This is a genomic window from Vibrio viridaestus (assembly GCF_003856525.1).
GTDB lineage: Bacteria > Pseudomonadota > Gammaproteobacteria > Enterobacterales > Vibrionaceae > Vibrio > Vibrio viridaestus.
The window spans coordinates 690,717-698,025 of the sequence record NZ_RJVQ01000003.1; the positions used below are offsets into that span (position 1 = coordinate 690,717).

At 42.3% G+C, this 7,309-nt stretch carries 10 protein-coding genes and 1 pseudogene; 3 read left to right on the top strand and 8 right to left on the bottom strand.

What is annotated here, in order from left to right; genetic code table 11:
• Position 1: 1 nt before the first annotated feature.
• Positions 2 to 565 (bottom strand): peroxidase-related enzyme, encoded by a 564-nt coding sequence (locus tag EES38_RS10685; protein ID WP_124937166.1) that lies wholly within the window; start codon positions 563 to 565, stop codon positions 2 to 4.
• Entirely contained in the window at positions 562 to 1,038 is a 477-nt protein-coding gene (locus tag EES38_RS10690; protein ID WP_124937167.1) for a hypothetical protein, read from the bottom strand. Before EES38_RS10690 ends, EES38_RS10685 begins: the two co-directional genes overlap by 4 nt.
• A gap of 119 nt (positions 1,039 to 1,157) precedes the next feature.
• Between EES38_RS10690 and EES38_RS10695 the strand changes: the two genes are divergently transcribed.
• The gene (locus EES38_RS10695) at positions 1,158 to 2,069 is read left to right on the top strand and encodes a LysR family transcriptional regulator (protein ID WP_124937168.1); all 912 of its coding nucleotides are present in this window, start codon (positions 1,158 to 1,160) and stop codon (positions 2,067 to 2,069) included.
• A 104-nt stretch (positions 2,070 to 2,173) separates the two neighbouring features.
• Here the strand turns inward: EES38_RS10695 and EES38_RS10700 are convergent, their stop codons facing one another.
• The 5 genes from EES38_RS10700 to EES38_RS10720 all read right to left on the bottom strand — a co-directional run bounded on the left by EES38_RS10700 (position 2,174) and on the right by EES38_RS10720 (position 5,287).
• The gene (locus EES38_RS10700; protein WP_124937169.1) at positions 2,174 to 2,587 is read right to left on the bottom strand and encodes a GNAT family N-acetyltransferase; all 414 of its coding nucleotides are present in this window, start codon (positions 2,585 to 2,587) and stop codon (positions 2,174 to 2,176) included.
• A gap of 27 nt (positions 2,588 to 2,614) precedes the next feature.
• Positions 2,615 to 3,127 carry a P-loop NTPase family protein gene (locus EES38_RS10705; RefSeq protein WP_124937170.1) on the bottom strand — a complete coding sequence of 171 codons (513 nt, stop codon included), beginning with the start codon at positions 3,125 to 3,127 and terminating at the stop codon, positions 2,615 to 2,617.
• A gap of 278 nt (positions 3,128 to 3,405) precedes the next feature.
• Positions 3,406 to 4,029: a LysE family translocator gene (locus EES38_RS10710; RefSeq protein WP_124937171.1), complete on the bottom strand. Its 624-nt coding sequence runs from the start codon at positions 4,027 to 4,029 to the stop codon at positions 3,406 to 3,408.
• Positions 4,030 to 4,097: 68 nt separating this feature from the next.
• The gene (locus EES38_RS10715; RefSeq protein ID WP_124937172.1) at positions 4,098 to 4,574 is read right to left on the bottom strand and encodes a GNAT family N-acetyltransferase; all 477 of its coding nucleotides are present in this window, start codon (positions 4,572 to 4,574) and stop codon (positions 4,098 to 4,100) included.
• Between the two features lie 68 nt (positions 4,575 to 4,642).
• Positions 4,643 to 5,287 carry a hypothetical protein gene (locus tag EES38_RS10720; protein WP_124937173.1) on the bottom strand — a complete coding sequence of 215 codons (645 nt, stop codon included), beginning with the start codon at positions 5,285 to 5,287 and terminating at the stop codon, positions 4,643 to 4,645.
• Positions 5,288 to 5,402: 115 nt separating this feature from the next.
• Here EES38_RS10720 and EES38_RS10725 point away from each other — a divergent pair, with 115 nt between their 5' ends.
• Positions 5,403 to 6,557, top strand: coding sequence for an IS110 family RNA-guided transposase (locus EES38_RS10725; protein WP_124937174.1), 1,155 nt, complete (start codon positions 5,403 to 5,405; stop codon positions 6,555 to 6,557).
• A gap of 14 nt (positions 6,558 to 6,571) precedes the next feature.
• Here the strand turns inward: EES38_RS10725 and EES38_RS22155 are convergent, their stop codons facing one another.
• Positions 6,572 to 6,739, bottom strand: a complete 168-nt coding sequence (locus EES38_RS22155; protein ID WP_166434242.1) for a hypothetical protein — start codon at positions 6,737 to 6,739, stop codon at positions 6,572 to 6,574.
• A gap of 439 nt (positions 6,740 to 7,178) precedes the next feature.
• Here EES38_RS22155 and EES38_RS10730 point away from each other — a divergent pair.
• Positions 7,179 to 7,309 (top strand): annotated as a pseudogene (locus EES38_RS10730) (IS110 family transposase); the annotation flags it as partial.

Below are 7,309 nucleotides of genomic sequence, written 5' to 3' on the forward strand. Positions count from 1 at the left end.
TTTAATTAGAATGTCCGAGTGGATGCATGAGTCGATTAGCCCAGCCAAAAATCGCGACAGCGTGAATGAGATCGATGATTTCAAGTTGGCTCATACCAACATCTTTCAGCGCTTCAATATGTGAGTTATCCGCTGTCGGAGGCGTCACGGTCAATGCATCGGCAAATGAAATAATCGCTTTATCGCGCTCAGACAGAGAATCGTGTCGCTTTGAGTAGAGAGAAAAAATAACGTCGCTCGACTTCGTGATATGCGCGTGTTGCCGAGCATGTACGTTAGCGCAGTATTGGCAACCATTAATTAATGATGCAGCTAATGCGCCCAACTCACGATCTTCTCGTGGCAGTCCACCTTCTACATACATAATGGCATTAAATAATGTAGTTCGTGCCACATAGCTCTCTGGATCGTGCGCAAGCGTGCGGACGTAAGGCGATACCTTCTTCGCGGAAGGCGTCACTTTCATCGCCGCTAATTGTTCCGGTGTCGCATCTTCTAACTCAACCGGCGGTAAATACGGTGTCCATGTTAAAGGCTTAACCTTCATCTGAGGGAGCTTACTCATGCTGATGCCTCCAGTAATGACAGACCATGTGACAATCGGATTTGAAAACACACATAAGCGCAAAGCTCAGAAATAGCGATAATCTGCGCCACCGAAAAACCCGCTTCCTGAAGATCGATCAGATGCTGCTCAGACGCCTTTGATGGATAGCTGGCAATCATATCGACATGAGCGGCCAGTGTAGATAGCGTTGAGTCATCTAACGCATCACCTTGAGCAAACGCTTTTAACGAGTCATCAGAAGGCATCGGAAAATCAACTAACAAGGCTTCCGGATGCGCTGCAGTCATCGCCATTCGGCGGGCAATCGCACTACGCAGCTCTTGTGAAAGTTCAAGCTCATCTGATGGTCTTAATACCGCTTCTCGACAAGCGATAGCGCCATGTGCATACTCAGGTCGTAACTTGGTTAAGGTCTCACTAACCGAAGTCCCCTCTTGTGTCACGTTCACTGGATCATAAGAATCAGTCATTTAGGCTCTCATTTTGCTTTGCACCTTCATATTAAGACTTAATATGTCTAAAATGCATCGTAGGCGCTTATTTATGTATAAAATGAATTATGCTTTAAATAAATCATACGGGGCTATTTATGTCAAATAAGAATAATGAAATGCCAGATATTCGTGGTATCCAGGCATTTGTCGCAGTAATGGCGTCAGGCTCTATGACAGGAGCAGCAAAACAACTTGGTATTGGTCAGCCAGTCATCACCCGCGTGATTCGTGACTTAGAAGCGGTGATTGGCTTTCCCGTTTTTGAGCGCAACGGTCCACGGATTTCCCCCACGCCGAAAGGGTTACGGTTTTTTGAAGAGGCGCAACGGTTGCTCGTTGGCTATGAACAGTTGGCGGATCGCGCTGCGTCTATTCGTGATGAGCACGTTCGCTCTCTGACCATTGCCGCGACACCAACAATGGCTGCAGGGTTGGTGCCGAAAATATTGTCATTAATGAATAATGAATTACCTGATACGGTTTCTTTGATCACACTGGATGCAGAGCGTCTTGCGCAGGCGCTACTCTCAGGTACGGTCGATTATGGCGTGAGTGCACTACCACTGTCTCATGATGGTTTAGAGTGCCTTGCCATGACCCAATCCAAGTTAGTGGCCGTTGTTCCGGAAAACGACGCTATCGACATAGCGACCTTCGACCTGTTCGAGCAGCGTCGTCTTTTAACACTGGCCAACAGTTTTCGTATTCGGCATAAGATCGATATGGTTTTAAATGAGAAAGGCATTAAACCGCAGCATGTCATGACGACCAATCACTCTCTTAATGCCATTTCGGCTGCAAAAGAAGGTCTAGGCATTGCGGTTGTGGATCCTGTTTCTGCATTTGGTATCGCAAATCAAGGCATCAAAGTGATTCCGACCGAAGCCGAAATTGTTTATGAATGGGGATTATTTCACCGCGTTGGTGTTGAGGAATCGCGAACAGCAACCTTGCTGCGTGAGAGCTTTATACAGGTCTCCAAAGCCATTTCAGAACAAGTTCTATAGAGTGACCAGCCTTATCGTTGGATCTGTCCCTAAAATGACCGCCTAGTGAGTTACGCCGGGCGGTTTCCATCCTTAACATTATCATTAAAATCAGCATGTTATTGCTAGTACGAGTCATTTACCTTACGAATCAGATGGACACCTCCGACTTCCGGGCTAAAACCTAACTGAGCGTAGAAGGAATCCATTTCAGGAAGGCAGTAAAGTTCAAAAGTCTTAACACTAGATAGCGCTTCATGCGTTTGTATTGCCGTAATTAGTTGTTTACCCAGACCACTTCCTCGTTGCGTTGGACACACAATGACATCAAAAATGAGAGCCTTAAAAAGGTAATCACTCAGTACTCGGGCAAAACCGACTAAGTGATTCTGATCATCAATGATTCCTACACACAATTGCGACCCTTTAACACACAGAATAGTTTCCTCTAAAGTGCGTTCTTTCGCCCACCAAGCGTGCCTGAATAATGAGTGTAATTGCGCTATTCTCTCATCCGAGAAAGTGTAAATAGTGTCCATAATCCCTCTAATGCTCTAAATTTAACGCTACGTTTCTCCTAACGCGAATTCATTCAACTCACTCACAGTTCTTATTATGTAGACGTTTTTACTACTCGAGTATTCCATGAGCTTGGATAAGAACTTATCGTTCCAAAATTTTGGACAGAGTTTGAGTGTCTTATAGCTATTCAATGTGCCTTTTAATACCGAGCTTCCATCGGGCCATCCCTCTGGCTTTACAAAGAGCCCTTTTAAACAGCGTTTGGTGACAAACCAATAACTAACAGGGTATGGGAGATCAATATAGACAAGGCTATCGGCAGCCGCTAAGCGTTCATAAAAGGAGCTGATGGGACCAAAACCATCAATGATCCACGCATCTAAACTCAAAATATCGTTATGTGCAGCATCAAACTCTTCTCTCGCGACAAGCTCACCGTTCGGCTTATAGACGATTGAATCCAATTGATAAAGCGGAAGCCCACTTGATAAGGCTAACGCTTTGCTGACTGTCGATTTTCCGCTGCCAGGTTTTCCAAAAACAGCTACCTTTTTCATTTCTATCCTCCAAGGATCTGATTCCTAAAAGGCAGAAAAACAAAACCCACCTTTTAGGGTGGGTTGATCTATCCAAAGTACACAAAATCCCACCATTCCTAAGGAATGATGATAATTCGATTGTTGAGTTGCATTTGACTAAGTTTCATACAATCACTTTTATATAGATACGATCAGTTGTCAATTTATCTTTGTGAGCCGTAAAGACGTTTGAAACAAAGTGCTCCCAAACCTTATGGGTCTACTTGAGCACTTTGATAAGTTTTCACTCACTATGATTAATTTCTTTTCACTGTCGCTGTATATAGACCAGCGCCGACAAGAAATAACCCACCAGTGACATTAAATGCTCTTAGGAACTTTGAGTTCTTAAATAGTTTCATGGTTTTCGACGCTAACAAAGAATAAAAAGTCACGTTAATAAAGGCTAGGCATAAAAAAGTTACCGCCAAAATACTAAATTGATAAACGACATTGCTCTGAGGAACAACAAACTGAGGCATAAACGCGGAATAAAACACGATACCTTTAGGGTTTAAAGCGTTCACCAAGAAGACGTCTTTAAATAATTTTTTTGAATTAAAATCCGAAGAGTCAATTTGTTGTGGGCTGACTGTCGAACCAGATCGAAACATTTTCACACCTAAGTAGATTAAATATCCCGCACCTAGGTATTTTATGAAAATAAAAGCGGTTGAGAATACAGACAGAAACACGCTTAAGCCGACTAGCGATAATATAATGCATAAAGCATCGCCAAGAATGACTCCGATTGATAGCGGTACACTAGCTCGGTGTCCATATTTCAGTGATTGCCCCACAACGTAGATAATCGTTGGTCCAGGAACAATGAGAATTAGGCTAGCTGTGAGTACAAATGCGAGCCATATGTGTATAGACATGTTTGAATCTCTCCTTGATAAATCAAACCAAAACCGCCCAGTATTGTGAATCTGTCTTAAAGCGTTTTTTATAACCTTTTTTCCATGAGCAAAAGATCCCAAACTTCTCCATTAAATGATCTAGTGCCGATTTGTTTTGAGGTAATGACAAAACCCAATGACTTATAGCAGTTTTTCGCCACTGTGTTTCGGTCAAATACTGCAAGTGACACAGTGCGGGCTTGATATTCCATTTTTGCGAGTTTGATTAGCTGATTTAGCATTGACTTAGACATTCCCTGCCCCCGAAATCGGTTTGATACGAATACACGGCAAATTCGGAAATGGGACTCAGTAACTTTAACCAGCTCAACGTAGCCTACACTTTGCCCAGAAACAACAAAGATAAAGGGAATGACTTCAGGTTGAGCACAATGCTGGCTGAGTTGAGCGAAGTCCAACGGAAAACTGAACTTGGAGCCACCCCATTGGTAGTTCAATTCATCAGAACTAATCCAGCTAATAAGCAGATCAAAGTCTTCCTTTTCAAATGCTCTAAGTTCCATTTTTTCCTCAAAGGTAATAACACATTACTATGGTGTGAGTAACGCAATACAAAAGCTAACGCGCTGCGTTACGAATCACTCTTAAAAAACTTGTTATGAAGCTTTTCAAGCTCTGGTTCTATCTGATGTGCTACTGAAGCAGGCTTAGACAATGCTGCACTAAAAAAAGCAATAAAGATAAAATAAACACCTAGAAGTAAAAAAGCTACACTTTGCCAACCAATAAATGCGAAGCTAACTAGCGACAACAGAATTAAACAAATACCAATGAATAGACAGGCTTTTCCAAAAATGTCATCAACCTTTGACTTGAGTCGCTCACCTTTGGTTAGTTTGACAGTAAGAGAGTTGCATTCCTCACTAATTTCAAGATGCTCCTTTGCAAGAACAATTTGCCTCATAGAGATGTTGACCTCTTTATCTAAATCAATTTTGACAGCTAATTGTCTAAACTTCTCATCAGCCCATAGCCCCGTAGCTAAGCCAAATTGCTCTTTAACTATTAATGAACGGATATATTCCTTCTCCATTCCTTCAATAGCCTCACAATCTAAGGCTTGCTTCAATAACTTTGATTTATTCTGCTTATGCTCTCGCAATAATTCCCGCATAGGTCGATAAGAAAAGCAAGCGAGTAGGAAGATGATTGCTGCACTAGACAACCAATCTGACGATTTAATCTTTTCCAATAATGTTACGACTAGCTCACTCATAATATCTCCACTTTATAGACATAATGACTCCCACGAAGGTGCTAGCCTCCTGTTTCGTGGGTTAGCTAAGCCAGAGCCATAATTAGTTTGCAAAGAACTAAATTCGGAGGCTAGCATGAACAACGATACCATTATTTTTATTGGATTAGATACCCATAAATCTTTCACCCAAGTCTCAGTTTTAAAAGATAATCGTGGTGAGGTCCCTATCACCTACGGCCGGATTGATTCTTCTAAATCTGCTTTCATCAAACTTGCTCAAAAGCTTCAGTCCCAATATCCCAAAGCTACTCTACATTTTATTTATGAAGCCGGTCCATGTGGTTACTGGATTTATCGTCTGTTAACCAGTCTCGGTCATCATTGCTTTATCGTTGCCCCATCTCTCATCCCTAAAAAGCCAGGTGATAAAGTCAAAACCGATAAGCGTGACGCGGCTAAATTGGCAAAACTTTTTCGTGCTGATGAGCTGAACCCTATCTACGTTCCTGAAGCCGAAGATGAAGCTATCCGTGATTTATCTCGCGCCCGGGAAGTAGCAATGAAAGATCTTAAAGATGCAAAAATGCAGCTTAAAGGATTATTACTTAGAAATAATATTCAGACCGAAGTCAAAGATAACTGGTCTAAAAAACACTTACGCTGGCTGACTGCTTTAGTATTACCTCACCATAGTCAACAGATTGTTCTTCAGGAAATGATCCAAACCATCTCAGAACGAATAGCTCGTTTGCAACGTTTGGATAATGAGCTTCTCCATCAGGCAAAACAATGGCGGTACTATCCGGTTGTCAAAGCAATACAAGCGATGAGAGGTGTTCGGTTACTTATCGCTTTAGGCACGATTGCAGAACTTGGTGATTTACGGCGTTTTGACCACCCAAGAAAACTTATGGCTTACCTTGGGCTAGTCCCATCTGAAAGTTCAAGTGGACAACGGCGAAAACAAGGCCCTATCACAAAGTGTGGAAACTCCAGAGCAAGACGGTTATTAGTTGAAGGTGCACATACTTACAAATATAAGCCTAATATCTCCAGTGAATTACAAATACGCCAGGAAGGGCTACCTAAAGAAATCATAGACATTGCATGGCTGGCTCAACTGAGGTTATGCCGCCGATATCAGCGTCTCATGTTTTTAGGTAAACACCGCAGTGTTGTGGTCACCGCGATTGCCAGAGAAATGGTGGCCTTTATATGGGCTATCGCAAGAGAAGTTGTTGTGACTAACATTGACCCCAAAACACGTTTAGCAAGGTTACCTGCATGAATTTTAAATTAGTGTTAGCGCAAAATATCAAGCATCGGCTGTGGCATAAACTCCGACGGCGTTAGGATAGCAACAGATACCATCTGTTGAACTACGAGCCTAGACTGAAGACAGGTGCCACGACGGATTAAGTAAGGTAAGCTCTGCTTATCTCTGGATAAGTAACCTACGAATACCAGCATGATAACCGACGAAAGTACTTGCTTGAGCTATGCGTTAACACTATCCCTATTAACAATTTGGCTCTGAAATAATGGGCAGAATTTTTACGTCTTACTTGACAGTGGGAGTCATACCAACGCCCAATCAAGGTGTGAAATAAGAAACCACGACACTTAATTTGACCGCCTTAAACACTGAACTTAACACAAACAAAAAGTGCCAAGCGTGCTGAATCACTCTTAAGTTGTTTGTATGGATAATAACTACTCCAAATTAGGGTAAAGTGAGACCCAAGCTTTAGCTGCAACTAAAGCCCTCTATGCCATAGTTCGATTGAGCGCTGGCTCCTCTATCGAGAGACCGATAACAAACAGGAACGTGGCATAGAACTCCAAGCACTAAACTCGAATACTCGACTGGGTCTCGAACCCGCATTACGCAAGCAAGAGTTAGCTTATTATGAATACAAACACACTTCAAAACTTAAATGTCGGTGTTGATACCGGCAAGGCAAATCTCGACATTTATATTCGTCCACTCGATATCTTTTTCACCGTTGCAAATAACGAAAAAGGGATAAAAGAAGCGAT